Genomic DNA, 15,753 nt, shown 5'->3' on the forward strand with positions numbered 1-15,753 from the left:
CAACGCGAAATCTTGCGCGCAGAAATGAGAGCCTCGTTCGGCCCCGGAAACACCATCTGGCCGGCCCCCGCGGCGAGATGCAGAAAATTTCGGCGGCGAAGTTTCATGGCCAGTCCCTCCGCAAAAATTGGGCACGGACGACAATAAGCGTAGCCTACTCCGCTTTCCGGAGAGCGCGGAAGGCCAATCAATGTCCGCTAATGGCCCTGTTGAGGGCGCTCGCACCTCGCCTTTGAACTTCCCCGACCGCTCACGTCACTACTAGTCATAGCCGTGGTGGGAGCCGACGCTCCCTCCAGCGCTCAGCTTTGGGCAGGCCACGCCAGCAACGGGAGAAATTGCCATGGGACGCGCGCCGCAGCCACTGCCGCAATACACCCCGCCGGGCCCGGTGGAACAGATGCCGAATATGGCGACGCAACCGCAGTGCTCGCCGCTTGCCAAGGTTCACAGCGCCGATGTCTTTCCCTACGTGGCCAATGAAGTCGCGACGTCCCGCACCGAGGTCGGCCATCTCGGTGTGGACGTCAGTCTGGTCCCGCCGGCCGGCATCTGCCAATATCTCATCATCTGGGATTTCGGCGTCGACTGGCGGCATCTCAAGAACATCGCCAAGCGCGATCCGCTGTTGGCAGCACAGCTCATCCGATTCGAGAGCGACAAGTCGTTGCAGTTCCAGATCGTCGGATACAGCGACAGCACCGGCGGCGAACGGAACAACATCTTCCTGCGCACGGGCCGGGCCAAGAACGTCTTTCATCTGTTCGGCCCAAGCGCCCGCTCGCGCGTCTTCTCCGTCAAGCCCGCTTCACACTATGAGTATCTGAAGGACAACACGACCGTGATGAACAGGGCCGCCAATCGCGCTGTGGTCGTCGAAATCTTCGCCGGCGGCGGCGGGACGATCTAGCCACATTCCAACGCGAACGGAGGGGCGGGCGGCTCCTAATCGTGCAGTACAGCGTTTCAGCGTTTGCGGGGCCCAGCCGGACCACTATTGCTCGACCACGCAAGGGAGATAGGTGATGCCACTGACCGAAGGCGACGTCCTGGACACACTCAGTGACTCGGTCGCGCTTGGCATCGAGTTCTACGTCGACAAGATCCATATCAAGGGCGAATACTTGACGACGGTTCGCGATCACATTCGTGCCGGCAATATATTGGTGAAGGGCGGCACTCAGGATCTCGCCTTCTACGATCAGGTTACGGATGTTTTGTTGACGCAGAAGAAGTCGCCGCCCGCAAATGATAGCGATCGGGCGCTGCTCCTGCATGAGTGCGTCCATGCCATGATCGACGTCTATGATCCTGACGGCGCTGTTACGCGCCACATGGGCGAACTGGCGGCCTACCTCACTCAAACCACATATAGTGTTCGCAAGAATCCGTCGTCTAACCGCAACGGCACCGCCCCCTGGGACAAATTCTGGGGCGACCTCTACGCCACGGTGCGCGCCAATAAGCTCGACACCAGCGCGGGCAACGGCGTCCGGATCCCGTCGGCGACGCTCGAAAATCTGCGCCGGCAGCTCGCAGCGCTGCCTTTTGTGAACTATGGAAAGTTCACCAAAGAAGCGACGGGCGTATCGGATGGGCTGACCCGCAGGAACTTGTTTCTGTCGAGCGATGAACCCGTGTCCATGCGATCATCGAGCGTTTCCCACGAAACTTATGTTGATCCGAGCGATGACTATTTGGTGCGCACCCTGATGGAGGCTTACGCGAGCGCCGATGTCAGAGGCTATGGCAGCCGACTGCGCCGGCTACGTCGTGATTTTCTCTATTGCTCGCTGTCTCGCGCCCATGAACTCCAGAAGAGGTTTTCGGTGCGGAAGCGTGGAGACCGGCTCTCCGAACTGTTTCACGATCGCCTGTCGCATGGCGGCCGCGCAATTCTTCTCCGTGTGCTTGCGCTGCGAAGCTGACCAGCACGCTGGAAAAATCGGAAAGATACTCTTGAGAGGAAGAATTCACGACCGCACCGCGTCGAATTCTCGGCGTCTTGGTGCGTCATTTGAGTGGACTCCCGGCCGCTCCCTTGCAGTGGATTCTAGTCCAGGTGCCTTGCGCGCAGATCTTGAAGGTCCTTTTTCAATGCCACAAGATCCAGCCCGCGAGGAAAAGTGAGGCGTCCAGAGCGGATCACGAGCCGGACGTACGGATAGCGCTCCTCGGCAAGCATCGGAGAGCTGATTTTGTATTTGTGCCAATCTTCAACGATGTGTGCTTGTTGCTCGACGTTGTAGGATTCCCAGGAATCGCCCGGCGTGTACTCGTAGCCGGAACCGATTGTCTGCGCCCAGAAGGAGCGCGCCATCGTCCAGTTTGAATCGTTGAACGCCTGCCACACATGGGTCATTTCGTGCACGAAGAGGTCGCAAATGCGACCGAAGTCGTCGCACAAGAGACCGAAGGTGGGGCTGGGCGATGCCAGGTTACTGAACGCGACACTGCCAAGATTGATGGCATACCGCATGCTCGGCACCATGGGATTGCTCCCCCTGAAGAACGGTCCATCGTTCGTCCACGGTCTTCCGCCTGCTCCCAGGCCATTGGTAATCGCAATTGTCTCCCACGGCGGCAGCGTCGGGCCAAAAACGTTGCGCGCGAAATCCCGTTCGCTCACGTCCAGCACGCGCGCGAAGTCGGGTCGGCTTCCTTCACATTCCGGCGGGGTCGGAGCCGCTGGAGTGGGCGCAACCGGTGGAGTGGGCGCAATCGGCGGGGGAGGCGGCGTACCTGGCGGCAGATAGATGAATCCCCCTCGCCATCCACCTCTGCCGCCGGTCGTACCGGAGGAAAACGCGAAATTCTGGCGATCGGGCGACATCGCGCGGCTGCCTACATACTCGGCCAGGTACCAGTTCACCTGCCGTGTGGCTTGTTGGAAATCGCGCTGCTTGACGAGCTTTATGCCCGGAAAATTGAACTCGATGAGGTCCCAGGGGTCGATGCCGATCCGCTTGGCAAGGGATATCCAGGTCTCGCCTGCCGTCACCGCATGCCGGATTCCTGCGGGCGGTACGTAGCTTTCGACGACAGGCTTCAAGGGCCTTTCCTGGTTCGGCAATGTAAGACCTCCCCCCGCTAATTCCTGCGGAACTACGCGTTCTCGCCACCAATACTTTTATTCGTCGCCGCTACCTCGAGGCGGTTCGATGGTCCCATTCATTCTGGTCACCAACTGGCAGTGGCAAATCGAAGTGCCTCATTCGTCGGTTGGAGGCGTAGACACGGAGCAATGTCGCACCAGCGATATCCGCTTTAGCGCCGGCCTTTTGACTTCGAGCCGAGCAGGTCATGCGTGCCGCTGATGCTCACGGTTCCGGAGCACTCGAACCCGCCGAAAAGTCCGCAGGAGCCGGTGACCGTAACGCGTAAGTCTTTGCGCTGGTACATGTCGACCGAAATGCCCACGCGCGAAAAGTCGTTCGCGCTGTTCGGCAGGATCAGATCGATGTGCTCCGCGGCCCATTGCGGTATATGCTTGTTGCTCTTCCAGAACAGCTCATTGCCGGCGTGATGCACGAAGTTCGGCCCGACCGTAAGGGCGCCGTCCACGCCCTCGAATACGAAGCCCGTTTCGTCGATGTGCACGTTCACCCGATCAGGTGCTACGGCGAAATGCAACGAGGTGATGTCCTGGGGCTGCGGGTCTTTGCCGAATTGCGAGCTGTAGGCGTCGCTCCATTGTCCGCGGTCGCGCCCGAGCCCGAAGCCGTGGCGGCCCGGGAGATCCCGCGTTGAGAGCGGCCTGTCCGACAGCTTTGGGCGCCAGATCTCCCGAAACCCCTTGCCGATCGTTGCCGCCATCGACAGATCGAGGGCCCAATGCGACGCTTTCTCCGGGCTTTGCCCTTCGGCGAAGGCGTCGAATCCGTCCGTCGTCTTGGCAATGCGCAGCTTCTTGATCAGCTCTTCCCAGTCCTTGGGCAGGAAGGTGACGCCGTCGAGCGTGGTCGTCGCGGCAGCGACACCATACTTCTCGAGCTGGTGTCGGATGTAGGGCTTCTCGTCATAAAGGCGCACATCCGGGTTGGGGCCGGCAAAATAATTCTTCAAGTCGATCTGCGGCCGCAGCATGGTCAGTCGCGCCGCGATCTTCCGGTAAGTGTCGGTCGTCGTCGGATCGGTCGTCGTCATGGGGCGCACTCCGAGGCAATCCTCGCCCCAAATTGGTCTCACCCGGACGGGTTCGGGTTCAATGCCGGCTCGTTCGACCAAGCTGCCGCCCGGCCCAGGTCACTCGAATTCCTGTCGCGCCAGTGCAATGACTGTTTGAACCTGCTGATCGGAAACGGCGACCATTATCCATGGGGTAGTGCAAACAACGAGGACGATCAAATGTCACTGCGGGGCAGGGTGTTGGACGTACTCAATGGCCCGGCAGTCGCACGCATGCGCTTCCGGTTTCCGATCCGCGGCAGCCACGTGACGATTGCGCCGCAAACGTTCCATCACGTCGCCCGCGCGATCCGGTTGGGGCAGGTCACCGTCAGACCTCCGACGGATCTCGCGGCAGGCGTTGCTGCACAATACAACGATGTCGCGAGAACCAGGGCGGACGGCACAGCGGTTGCGGCGAACACGCTGGAGGTCGTGTCGGCGACGGGGCGGCTGGACGAGGCCTATGTCGTCCACGAGAGCCTGCATGCGGCATACGATCTGTTGCGTACAGGCCTTGATGCCAATGCCGAAGAGGCGTCTGCCTACGTCTGCACGGCGCTCTATTGCCGCATGACAGGCCTGCCCCGCCCTCGCTGGGCCAACGGGCCGATCTACGCCAATGCCGCAGAGGTCGCCCGAACGCTGCTGTCCCAGTATCAGAAGGGCGATCCCGGGATTCCCTGGGTCGGCGAGCATGAATGGAAGATGCTGCGCGCAGGTGTTGGCCTTGATCCGGTCTATGCCAGCGGACCCGGAGGTATTCTCACGGGATGGCTCCTCGGCCAGCAATATACCCACGACGGCTAGAGTGCCGGGCCGCATCCGTTGCAGGAAATGGCAGGAGCTTCCAACTCCTGCCGTTCATGCCAACGGAGCCGACGCACTTTAGCGCGTCACGCGACCAGCAGGCCCAGCTTGCCGACCATTGCAAGCGAGCGTTGAACGCTTTCTCGCGTCGACAGCAATAACGGCTCGGCAGGCTGCCCGGCACTATCCTTCTGGTCTATCCGGATGGTCGGGCCGAATTTTTCGGTCATTTCGGCCGTGATCTGGTCGATGGTCCGCGCTCCGTCGAGCAATTGCAGGAAATCCCTGGTCCGGTCGTCCTCCAACTGCACCGTTTGGTGGAGGAGGTTGGTGACGAGCGGACCTGTTTGCGCTTGTCTTCGCGCGAGCAGGCTCGCCTGCGGATGCACGGTAGCTTCCTTCAACAGAAAGGGACGCGACAGCAGGAACGAAACTTCGCCGCTGCAAGCCAGGATGAACATCGCCTCAGTCAACACCCTTTGGTCATCATCTGCCTGCCGGTCGCCCAGCAGCGCGCGGGCCCCATCGAGCAGCTCGTCGAATGAAAGTGCTCGCGGCCAGGCCCGGCCCAGACATAGATACGCGGCCTTCAAGAGCGGATTGGTCACCGTGACCCTGCTGCCGTCCTGGTTCTCGAATTCCATCGCGGAATCGTCGGTCACGCAGGCGTCGGGGTCGACCGGGTTGGTCGTGCTCAGCAAATGGAACCTGGTGACGAAATCGAGGTCGATCTGGCGGGATAGCGAAATGCTGTCGTGGCAGAGCAAGGTGCGCCGAAAGCCGTTGCCGTCGATGAAGTCCTGATATTGATCGCGTGCCATGAACTCGCTCTCCGGGAAGCGCTGCAACGTTGCGCGAACCTCCTCGGAATAGCCGGCAAGATAGCGTCGTGAAAAATCAGCGTCGCCCAGATATTGCAGGCCATGGCGGCTTGCGTCCTCGGCCACCTCATGCAGCAGGAACGCCTCGGCGCCATCATCGAGATCGTCGTGAAACAGTAACTCGTCGGGGGATTTAAGGACGCGGTTGTACTGGTCGCGCATGACTGCGCCGTGCACCGAGTTGGCCTTCGAGCCGTCGCTCAGGAACTTCAGGATCGCGCGGGCCTGTCCGACCTTCTCCTTCATGCCGGTGAGACGGCGGGTGTGATACCGCATCATGTCGCGGACCATGTCGCGAAGATGCGAGAACGGGTGCGCATTGTAGCTGACGTAGCAGACCCCGCGCGGAGCCAGGTTCTGCTTGAAGATCATCATCATCTTCTCGCGCACCGCCGGCGGTACCCAGGAATACACGCCGTGCGCCAAGATGTAGTCGAACTCCCCGAAGCCTGTGTCGACATTCATGATGTCGCAGTGGAGGAGCTTGATGTTGCTCAGGCCCAATGTGGCGATATTTCGCTGGCCGCGCTCGATCGTCACGCCGCTCAGGTCGACACCGACGAATTCGCTGCTTGGATATTGAAAGGCCATCGGCAACAGGTTGCCGCCAACGCCGCAGCCAAGCTCCAGCACCCGGCAACGCTCGACCGGCGCTGACTGCATGCCGTAAACGGCGGCAATGGTAGCAAGATGGTTCGGATGAGTGAGCCCGTAGACGTGGCCAGGGTAGTAGACCTCGTCGTATGGCGTGGGACCAGCGTTCGGGTGGCGATGCTCGGTTTGAATGTTCATCGTCCTCAATTCCACGAATATGCGAACTTATCGTTCTCGATCGAGACCCGCGCCTTCTTGATTTCTTCCTTGGCAAGCGATTTGCTAAGGAACTCGCGCGACAGCTCCGGGAGCAGGGTGTTGGTGATGATGTTGTCAATCATTCGCCCGCCGGAATCCGGGTCGTTGCAACGTGACACTATGTGCTCCACGACCGCGTCATCGTAGTCGAAGGACGCGTTATGATTGTCGCGGAGGCGTCGTCCGATCCGGTCGAGCTGCAACCGAACGATCCCGGCGAGCATCTCGTCGGATAGCGGGAAGTACGGTATCGAGACGATGCGTCCGAGCAGCGCTGCAGGAAACACCTTCAGCAATTCCGGCCTCAGCATCTTGGCGAGCTCTTCCGGCTCGCTGCGATACTTTGGATCGCGCGCGAGACCCATGATCAGATCGGTGCCGACGTTGGTGGTAAGGATGATCAAGGTGTTCTTGAAGTCGATCCGCCGCCCGTTGCCGTCTTCCATGGTTCCCTTGTCGAACACCTGGAAGAAGATCTCGTGGACGTCGGGATGAGCTTTCTCCACCTCGTCGAGCAGGATGACGCTGTAGGGCTTGCGCCGGACAGCCTCCGTGAGGCGCCCACCTTCGCCGTAGCCGACATAGCCGGGAGGTGCACCCTTCAAGGTCGAGACGGTGTGCGCTTCCTGGAACTCCGACATGTTGATCGTGATCATGTTCTGCTCGCCGCCGTAAAGGGTCTCGGCAAGCGCCAGCGCGGTTTCGGTTTTGCCCACGCCGGATGGACCAGCCAGCATGAACACGCCGATCGGCTTCGACGGGTTGTCCAGTTTGGCGCGGCTGGTCTCGATTCGCTTGGCGATCATCGTCAGCCCATGAGACTGGCCGACGACGCGGCGGTTGAGGATCTCCGGTAGTTTCAGCACGGTTTCGATCTCGTCGCGCATCATCCGGCCGACCGGGATGCCGGTCCAATCAGAAACAACGGACGCCACCGATTGCTGGTCTACATGGGCATAGACCATCCGCTTTTCCGGATTGATGCTCTCAAGTGTGTCGAACTTGCCGCGCAGCTCCGCGCGCCTGGCAGCCGGATCGTCGCCTTCCTTGGGTTCGGACAGGATCTCTCGAATGCTGCGGATGTCCTTGACGAGCGCCTGCTCTTTGGCCCAATCGGCTTCGAGGTTCGTCAGCTTGTCCTTCAGTGCTGCAATGTCGTTGTCGATCACTACGATGCGCTCGTCGCCCTCAATCCCAAGATCACTGTCGCTGACGAGTGCCGATCTCTCCGCTTCACGAGCGGTAATCGCAACGCGTGCATCCTCGATCAGGGCTGGCGTCGCGCTCTGGCTGATGGCCACGCGTGCCGAGGCGGTGTCAAGCAGGCTGACCGCCTTGTCCGGCAGCTGCCGTGAAGGAATGTAGCGGTGGGACAAGTTGACCGCTGCGACGATGGCAGCATCGGAGATGCGAACCCCGTGGTGCTTTTCCATCGGACCGAGAAGTCCGCGCAGCATGACGCAGCAGGTCTCCACTTCCGGCTCATCGATCTGGATCGGCTGGAAGCGTCGTGTGAGCGCGGGATCTTTCTCGATATACTGGCGATATTCTGCCCATGTGGTGGCGGCGATCGTGCGCAGCGTGCCACGGGCGAGAGGAGGTTTCAGGAGATTGGCCGCATCACCGGTGCCGGCCGCGCCGCCGGCGCCGATCAATGTGTGGGCTTCATCGATGAACAGTATGATGGGGGTGGGTGAGCTCTGGACCTCGTCGATCACCGAGCGCAAGCGCTGCTCAAACTCACCCTTCATGGAAGCACCGGCCTGCATCAGGCCGATATCGAGCGCACAAAGCCTTACACCGCGGAGCGGTGGCGGCACGTCGCCGGCGGCGATTCGCTGGGCGAATCCCTCGACAACTGCGGTCTTGCCGACGCCAGCCTCGCCGGTAAGAATTGGATTGTTCTGCCGCCGTCGCATCAACACGTCGATCAGCTGGCGGATTTCTTCGTCCCGGCCAAGGATCGGATCCATCTCGCCCGATTTGGCCTTGGCGGTGAGATCCTGAGAGAACCGGTCGAGCGGCGTCGTCCCCTTGGGACCCGCTTGGGCCGCGCCTTCCGTGCCTGCACCGACCAGGCCCGAACCGTCCATCGGCCGCATGGTTTCCTCGTCGGAGCCGGCCCAGACGTTGCGGCGCTCCGCGGCGAGTGCGTCGACGTTGACCTTGGCGAATTCCTGCGAGAGGTTGTTCAGCGTGCGACGAATATCGTTCGATTTCAGGCCCGCCACAAGCAGATGACCGGTGCGGATCTGGGTTTCGCCAAAGAACAGCGTGGCATAATGCCAGCCCCGATCGAGCAGATCGATGACCGGATTGGCGACGCCCGGCATGTCGGTTTCGTTCTTACGAAAGCCATTGATCACGCCGGCAAGGTCCGACAACAAGCGTGCCCGGTCGAGCTTGTAATGATCGACCGAGAGGCTGAGATCGTTGCGTTCCTGCTGCAGGATATGAAACAGCCAGTGCGCTAGCTCGACGTTGCGATTGCCGGCGCTCTTCGCGTGACGCAGGGCCTGTATGAAGGCATCATAGCCGGCCCGGTTCAGCTTGCCCGTTACAGCCTCAATGCTGATGTCGGTCACGGCGGATCCTCCTGCTTAATCCATCCGCGGATGCCTGGCATCAAGCGGAAATTTCATCGAATCCCATAGCTTTAGGCAATCGGCGCTACGGATAGGTTCAAATCGCCGGGGCATCGCCTGCGGCGGCCCGACGGGCGCTCAAGCGCTCGCCGAGCTGAAAGCGGGCATCGCGGCGATATTCTTCCGTGGAAGTCCAGTTCGGCGAGATCCAGGTGGTCCATCCAAGTCGTCCGCTCTGTCCGAGCCTGACCGGAACGACCTCTCCCGCCGGAATGGCGAGCTCCACCTCCCATTCCAATTCGTCGCCGATATAGAAGAATACGGCGTCCGCCAGAGGCTCCGACAGGTTGCGCGCTTCGGTCGGCAAGAACTGTTCGTACTGGGTGAAATTCTTGACGAAGACTCGCACCCTGATCTTGTCCTCGACGCTGAATACGCGTGAGCCCAGAAGCGCGTCCCGGCCGAGACTGGCATGGGTTCCGCCGAGCCGGCTGCAATGACTTGGGTCGAATGACAGCCAGGTGCCGACAAATTCGTCGATCTCGACCTTGACGTCGAACAGCCCCTGCAGGAACCGCGTCAACCGTGACGCACACTTCGCTCTGGGGGAGATCAGTCCGGCAAAGCTGAGCTTCGCCATGTCCGGTACGGTGTCTCGATCGGCCAAAACGTCGGAGCCGAGGCCGGCGAAGGAGCCTACATAGGCGATGAAGCGATCATCCGCCGGACGGTCGTGCTGAGCGATCGGCCGCGCATCGGCCCAGGCGCGAAAGAAGAGTTGCAGAAAGCGTCCGTTGAGCAGATCGAGAAAGCGCGGGAAGGCGTCATCCCGCATCAGCCACCAACTGAGGCTTTCGTCGGTGGTGGCAAGCGGCAGCGCGCCCTGCGGCCCCAGGAGACCGAGAAATTTGACGAGTATCCTGATCCGGCCACCCAGGTCGTCGACGGCCGCAAGGTTGGAGGCGGGGAACTCCAGATAAGGCACTTGGCCGAGGTCGATATACTCCTCGCGGCGCGCAGCACTGTCACCGATCCGCGGTCGATCGGAGTTGGCGCGCTCGAGCTGGCGCAGCGTGTTGAAGAAATCGAACCGCCAGGGCTCCGCCTTCATCTGGTCGATCAGCGTCATAGAGGTCTCCGCGTGCCCATGCGCGGCGGCCAACGCATGATCTCGCCGCGTTCCGGCGTCGAGACGACCGTCTGTGTGAAGGTATTGAAGCCCGAATAGTCGGCGAAGAAGCGCTCCAGCACGGCTCCGAGCAAGAACACGCCGCTGCCCTCGAATGCCTTCTCGTCGAGGGTGATAGTAATCTCCAGGCCGCGTGCTGCGCCGCTGCCGGTGCGCTCGCGCACCCGCCGTACGACAGGCCGGCTTTCTATGCTGCGCACGCCGCGGATCTTGCGTTCCGTGGCGTCGTCGAACTGGTCGGCGAACAAGGACAGCATTTCGCGCAGGGCTCCGGCGTTCTTGCCGCCACCGCGCTCGACGAGGCCAAGATAGTTCAGGCTCAGCATGTTGATCAGCCGCCAGCTGACGATTCCGCTGTTCGCGATCTCGCTGCGGCTGCGCATCTGCGCCACGATCGGCTCGCGTGGTCGGGTGGGACCAGCGACGCACATCAGATCAAGGGAAGTATCGTCCAGCAGGCGGAAGTCGGCGCCCCCCTGGCCGACCGGCAAGTGTTCCGTGAGATGCCGGTTGGAGCACAGCGCCCGGACGCTGAGTTCGGCGACCGCACCTTCGCCGCTTAGTTCACCGGGCTCCAGCAGAGACAGGAACATGTCCGTCCCGGTGTAGTCCGAGGATGCGCCATAAGTCTTTTCTCCCACTGTGCGGCGCCGGGGCAACCGTCGAACGGTGAAATAGAGCCCCTCGACCGATCCGCTGGTCCGGTCGACGGCGGCCGAATACAGCGGGCGCACCGGCCGCTTGTCCTTGTCAGCCGGAAAGTGCGCGTAGACTTCGAGCACCTGGTGCGGTTCGTATTCCAGATAGCGGCTGCGATCGGGCACGACATGGTACTCGTGCGTATTCGACTTGACGGGGATGCGATCGCTCGTCTTCTCGAACAGGTTGATCGCCGGCGCGCTATAGAGACTGAAAGTATCGGGCCGTACCGCGGCGGCAAGCCGTGAATTGTGTTCATCGAAAGCGAAGACGATATCGATCGATTTGCTGCGCAGCCGTGGTATCACGCTGCGAAGTCCCGTCAGGTTGAAGCCGAGGAACTTGCGTGGAAACATGAAATATTCCCGCAGCAGCTCCGAGCCGCGAAAGACCCGGTTGTCGTTGGGAAACAGCGACTCGTTTTCGTCGAAACCAATCTGCTGCACGCAGTCATGGGGCGCACGAGTCACCACCGGATCGCCGAAATCATCGAGATGCCGGAAGTAGACGCCCCTGCAATTCGAGATCAATTGCTCGTAAAGCGCAATGGCGTCGGATTCCGCGCCTGAAAGGTAGATCGGAAGCTCGCTCGTGCGGCAGCCTGCAAACCAGGTTTCCGGCTTGGCCCTAGCCTCTGCGTCCGGCAGCTCCTCATCGAGCCGGGCCGCGGTGCGGTGGGTCAACGATAGCCTGAGCCCAGCGATGACGTCGCCGCCGACGGGAATCCCGAGCGCCTGCAGCGCGCCTGCAGTCGAGAAGTATTCGGCGCCGGTGACGTCAAATGGCCAAAGAACGATATCGCGGCAAAGTCGAAATCGGCAGGAAAGACTTCGTTCTCTCTCGCGATAGGCGGCATCGAAATAGGCGCCGCGCGCGATCTTCCTGCCATCGCGTAGCGCTGGGTCGGCATAGGGGGGGCGAGCCGTGACCAACATGGCCGACGGAGTCGGGGCAAGGTAATTCGGAACCAGTTGCTCGAGCAGGTTTGCAGTGAATTCCGGGAACTCATGCTTGAGCTTGAGCTGAACGCGAGCGGCGAGAAATGCGGCGCCTTCCAGCAATCCTGTGATCATGGGATCTGAGCGATCCCGGATCAGCCCACCGAGGCGTTCTGCGATGCCGGGATACTCTTCGGCGAAATCCCCGGCCTGCTCGTAGAGCAGTGACAGTTCACGATTGTAAAAATCCAGGAATTCGCGGTTCATGCTAAAGTCGGTTGATCTGGATATCGCCGCTGTCGAGGTCGACGTCGGCGACAAATTCCACGGGGACGTTGAGCGGTTCGGCTTTCAGGTCGGCGTGAACGATGAAGCGCAGCTTGAGTTGCTCGGGGCCGACCGAGCCGTCGCGTCGGACCCGGATGGTGTTGCGATCGAGCCTCGGTTCATAAGTCGTGAGCGTCGCGCGCAACGCGTCGGTGAGCTCGTCGTCGGCGACCTCATCGATCGAACGGTGGGCAATATCAGGGAAGCCAAAGTTCAGGATTGAGGTTCGGACGCAATCGCGCCCGTCCAGATCCAGGGTCGATTCCAGGGCAATGGTATTGAGGAGCGTTTCGAGGTCATGGGAGACCTCGCGCCGGAGCAACGTTTCCGAGATTGGAAATCGGCCCGCGCTCCGCCGCCCTGCAATGACCCGCTCGCCAGACTCATCGCGTAGATTGAGCTTCTTGCGTGCGTCGCGCGCTTCATGGGCTGAGCGAAATGCCAGCATCAATGGGGGAGAGAGCCGATCCTTCCTTGGTGCAATGGTCATTCACGGTCCCCATGACGTCCAACTCGCATGCAATCTCGGGGGACGCTCGTTGGTGTCCGACTTGACGTCGCCCAGCAGGCTTTCGGACCCGCAACCGGGCCGAACGAGAGGTGCGATAAAAGTCGCACCGCTTGGCGCCGGTTCGCCATTCGCAACCGGCGCCAGGCGAGGGGCCGACAATCAGGCCCATTCCTTGTTGGCAGGAACATCCCAGCCAAACGTCGGCGAAGCTCCGGCGCCACCCTTCTCCGTCTGGGTCTTGTAGATCATCTTGACCTTTGCGAAGTTCAGACTCACGTTTTCGGTAAGCCGATCTTCGCCGTGCGATCCGCCTGTTGATACGCTAGTCACGAGAACCTGCTTCATCTCGATCTTGAGATATTCCAGCGGGTTTTCGCCGGCCTTGCGGACCGTCAGGATCGCGCTGTCAATATGCTTTCCGTTTGCGCAGACCTTGAAAAGCTCCGGCGTGGCCTTGTCAACGAAGTGCGTGAAGTGAAGATCCTGCACGCTGACCTTGCCGGCGCCGCCGCCCGATCCGCTGTGGAAGGTGCCGGTCTGGCTCTCGCCAAACGACCAGCTCAAAATATCGATTTCGTCTTTATGCTTGTCGTCCAGCGACTCGCCCTTGATCGGATCGAGTTTCAGGAAGATGTCGACAGCCATAGCATGGTCCTCTCAAATTTCTGTGTGTACGGTTACGATGCTGCAGCGTCAGGAGCTGGGACCTGGCAGGCGTGAAACCAGACTGAGGCCGACATCCATCGCTTCCAATTGAAAGTGCGGACGAAGAAAGAAGCGCGCGTTGTAATATCCCGGGTTCTCCTCGTTTGCTATGACCTCTACCTTCGCAGCGGCCAGCGGCTTGCGCGCTTTCTGAGCTTCTGACGATAGGGCTGGGTTGGCATCAACGTACTCGTTGATCCAGGTTTGTAGCCAGACCGTCAGCTCATCCTTCTCCTTCATGGATCCGATTTTGTCGCGAACCATGCACTTCAGATAGTGCGCAAAGCGAGACACTGCGAACATGTAGGGCAGACGTGACGACAGGTTGTCGGACGCGGTTGCATCCACGCCCTTCTCGCCGAAATACTTCTTCGGCTTGTAAAGCGACTGGGCGCCGATGAAGGCGGCCTTGTCGGTGTTCTTGCGATGGATCAGCGGGATGAGGCCCGCTTTTGCAAGTTCGTGCTCGCGGCGATCGCTGATGGCGATCTCGGTCGGGCATTTCAGGTCGACGCCACCGTCGTCGGTCGGGAATGTGTGCGTCGGCAGATTGATGACCTCGCCGCCGGATTGCACACCGCGGATGCGCGTGCACCAGCCGAACTCTTTGAAGGCGCGGTTGATGTTGACCGCCATCGCATAGGCGGCGTTGATCCAGCCGTATTTGTCGCCGGTGTGCCCGTCTGTCTCCTCCTCGAAGGCGAACTCCTCCACGGGCTCCGATTTCGCGCCGTAGGGGAGGCGACCCAGCGCGCGCGGCATGCACAGGCCGAGATAACGCGAGTCGTCCTGGTCGCGCAGTCCCTTCCATGCGGCATATTCCGGTGTGTCGAACACCTTGCCGATATCGCGAGGGTTGGACAATTCGGTCCACGAGTCCATCCCCATCAGCGTCGGCTCGGCGCCGCTGAAGAAGGGGGCGTGTGCGGCGCCGGCGATCTTGCTGAGATCGCGCAGCAACTGCACGTCGGTGGGGAGGTGGCTGAAATAGTAGTCGCCGATAAGGCAGCCGAACGGCTCGCCGCCCAACTGGCCGAACTCATATTCGTAGATCTGCTTGAACAATGGGCTCTGGTCCCAGCGCGCGTCGGGATAAAGCCGCAGGTTACGATACAGCTCGTTCTTCGAGACGTTCATCACCCGGATCTTGAGGTTGGCGTCGGTCTCCGAGTTGAAGACGAGGTAATGGAGACCCCGCCAGGTACTTTCGATCGCCTGGAATTCGGGCGCGTGAATGATCTCGTTCATCTGCGCGGTCAGCTTCTGGTCGATCCGCGCGATCATCTCCTCGATGGTATCGAGAACGTCCGACTTGATGACGCTCGAGTCCTTCAATGCCTCTTGAACGAGCGTGGTTACCGCGTTGTCGACCTCGGTCGCTGCGCGCTCGGTGCGCGGTTTGAAGCTTTGCTTCAGCAGAGTGGCAAACTCGTCAGCTTCGACGGTCTTGACCTGGGTGGTGCTCTCTTTGTGAACAGCTTCTTTTGCCATGGTCCCCGTTCCTTCCTTAGCTCTCGGTGCCAGGTTCGGTCGACTGGCTGATCGCGCGTTCCCGAAGCGCTGCCATCAGTTGAGGATCGGCCAGAAGTTTTTTCAGCTGGTCCTCGGCGGCTACCTTGCCATCCATGTAGCGCAGCAGGTTGGCAAGTTGTTCGCGCGCCTCGAGCAGCTTGGCTGTAGCCGGCACCTGGCGGGCGACGGCCACGGGAGTGAAGTCGGCCATCTTGTTGAAGCGCAGATTGACCGAAAGTTTTTCGTCTGATCCGTCGCTGAGACGATTGGCGACACGCGCCGTCACGCCGGGCTGGATTGCCGCCATGCGGCTGTCGAAATTGTCCATGTCAAACTCGAGGAATTTGCGCTCCTCGACCTTGGTCTTCTCGACGCCCGGGTTATTGCCGGAAAGGTCGGAGAGGACGCCCATGACGAACGGCAGTTCGATCAGCCGCTCGGCGTCGTAAGGATCTTCGTATGTGATGTGCACGCGTGGTGCGCGATTTCGACGAATGAATTTTTGACCGCTATCTGTAGCCATGGTTCCCTCACTACGAAATCGCTTTAGACGTCGAATTTGCGCGACGCAGATCGG

The 15,753-nt window shown here is 60.7% G+C and carries 13 protein-coding genes; 3 read left to right on the plus strand and 10 right to left on the minus strand.

Features of this window, described 5'->3' with window-relative positions; genetic code table 11:
- The first annotated feature begins 343 nt into the window (after positions 1-343).
- On the plus strand, positions 344-910 hold the full coding sequence (locus BJ6T_RS16035; RefSeq protein ID WP_014493479.1) for an OmpA family protein: 567 nt from the start codon (positions 344-346) through the stop codon (positions 908-910).
- Between the two features lie 115 nt (positions 911-1,025).
- Entirely contained in the window at positions 1,026-1,928 is a 903-nt protein-coding gene (locus BJ6T_RS16040) for a hypothetical protein (RefSeq protein ID WP_014493480.1), read from the plus strand.
- A 125-nt stretch (positions 1,929-2,053) separates the two neighbouring features.
- Here the strand turns inward: BJ6T_RS16040 and BJ6T_RS16045 are convergent, their stop codons facing one another.
- On the minus strand, positions 2,054-3,052 hold the full coding sequence (locus tag BJ6T_RS16045) for a hypothetical protein (protein ID WP_014493481.1): 999 nt from the start codon (positions 3,050-3,052) through the stop codon (positions 2,054-2,056).
- A 215-nt stretch (positions 3,053-3,267) separates the two neighbouring features.
- A complete protein-coding gene (locus tag BJ6T_RS16050) occupies positions 3,268-4,146 on the minus strand; it encodes a hypothetical protein (protein WP_014493482.1) in 879 nt (292 codons plus the stop codon).
- Positions 4,147-4,401: 255 nt separating this feature from the next.
- Between BJ6T_RS16050 and BJ6T_RS16055 the strand changes: the two genes are divergently transcribed.
- On the plus strand, positions 4,402-4,977 hold the full coding sequence (locus BJ6T_RS16055; protein WP_225894845.1) for a hypothetical protein: 576 nt from the start codon (positions 4,402-4,404) through the stop codon (positions 4,975-4,977).
- An 86-nt stretch (positions 4,978-5,063) separates the two neighbouring features.
- On the opposite strand, the gene BJ6T_RS16060 is transcribed toward BJ6T_RS16055, so the two are convergent.
- The 8 genes from BJ6T_RS16060 to tssB all read right to left on the minus strand — a co-directional run bounded on the left by BJ6T_RS16060 (position 5,064) and on the right by tssB (position 15,699).
- Positions 5,064-6,650: a methyltransferase regulatory domain-containing protein gene (locus BJ6T_RS16060; RefSeq protein WP_014493484.1), complete on the minus strand. Its 1,587-nt coding sequence runs from the start codon at positions 6,648-6,650 to the stop codon at positions 5,064-5,066.
- Between the two features lie 5 nt (positions 6,651-6,655).
- Positions 6,656-9,295, minus strand: a complete 2,640-nt coding sequence (gene tssH / locus BJ6T_RS16065) for a type VI secretion system ATPase TssH (RefSeq protein ID WP_014493485.1) — start codon at positions 9,293-9,295, stop codon at positions 6,656-6,658.
- Between the two features lie 97 nt (positions 9,296-9,392).
- Positions 9,393-10,457: a type VI secretion system baseplate subunit TssG gene (tssG, locus tag BJ6T_RS16070; protein ID WP_028169999.1), complete on the minus strand. Its 1,065-nt coding sequence runs from the start codon at positions 10,455-10,457 to the stop codon at positions 9,393-9,395.
- Positions 10,421-12,388, minus strand: coding sequence for a type VI secretion system baseplate subunit TssF (gene tssF / locus BJ6T_RS16075; RefSeq protein ID WP_014493487.1), 1,968 nt, complete (start codon positions 12,386-12,388; stop codon positions 10,421-10,423). Before tssF ends, tssG begins: the two co-directional genes overlap by 37 nt.
- 1 nt (position 12,389) lies before the next feature.
- On the minus strand, positions 12,390-12,938 hold the full coding sequence (gene tssE / locus BJ6T_RS16080; RefSeq protein ID WP_014493488.1) for a type VI secretion system baseplate subunit TssE: 549 nt from the start codon (positions 12,936-12,938) through the stop codon (positions 12,390-12,392).
- 180 nt (positions 12,939-13,118) lie between these two features.
- The gene (locus BJ6T_RS16085; protein WP_014493489.1) at positions 13,119-13,604 is read right to left on the minus strand and encodes an Hcp family type VI secretion system effector; all 486 of its coding nucleotides are present in this window, start codon (positions 13,602-13,604) and stop codon (positions 13,119-13,121) included.
- A gap of 48 nt (positions 13,605-13,652) precedes the next feature.
- Positions 13,653-15,155: a type VI secretion system contractile sheath large subunit gene (gene tssC, locus BJ6T_RS16090; protein ID WP_014493490.1), complete on the minus strand. Its 1,503-nt coding sequence runs from the start codon at positions 15,153-15,155 to the stop codon at positions 13,653-13,655.
- A gap of 16 nt (positions 15,156-15,171) precedes the next feature.
- Positions 15,172-15,699 carry a type VI secretion system contractile sheath small subunit gene (tssB, locus tag BJ6T_RS16095; RefSeq protein WP_028156839.1) on the minus strand — a complete coding sequence of 176 codons (528 nt, stop codon included), beginning with the start codon at positions 15,697-15,699 and terminating at the stop codon, positions 15,172-15,174.
- Positions 15,700-15,753: the final 54 nt, after the last annotated feature.

The organism is Bradyrhizobium japonicum USDA 6 (assembly GCF_000284375.1).
GTDB classification, from domain to species: Bacteria; Pseudomonadota; Alphaproteobacteria; order Rhizobiales; family Xanthobacteraceae; genus Bradyrhizobium; species Bradyrhizobium japonicum.